Source organism: Streptococcus suis (genome assembly GCF_002964045.1).
Classification (GTDB): domain Bacteria; phylum Bacillota; class Bacilli; order Lactobacillales; family Streptococcaceae; genus Streptococcus; species Streptococcus suis_U.
Map to the genome: position 1 here is coordinate 1 of NZ_POPB01000645.1, position 342 is coordinate 342.

A 342-nucleotide genomic window follows, 5' to 3' on the forward strand; every position below is an offset into this window, starting at 1 on the left:
GCGTATTCATCATACAAGTCAACCGTCATTCCACCAAAATTATCTCCATCTTGATTAAATAAACGAAAAGCATTCGTCATCTCAGATTGATAAAAATGTTGACGTTTCTGTTTAGCATCCACGAATAATTTAACAAAAAAATCCATGGTCAAGTCTTGGTTGCTTCTACTAAACAGCCAGCCTATTCCCTTATTCTGTTTGGACAAATAAGCCTGACCTAAATAGCTTCCAGATTCTGAATACAAAACAGCCAGCCTGTCTTCATCAAACGAAAAGCCTGAAAAATCAGCGCTATCCAAGAGTTGAATCCCTCTGTTTATTTTCTGTTCTGCAATACGGTTT

The 342-nt window shown here is 37.1% G+C and carries 1 pseudogene; it reads right to left on the minus strand.

Annotated features, from left to right (window positions below):
• Positions 1-342 (minus strand): annotated as a pseudogene (locus C1E99_RS13810) (class I SAM-dependent rRNA methyltransferase); the annotation flags it as partial.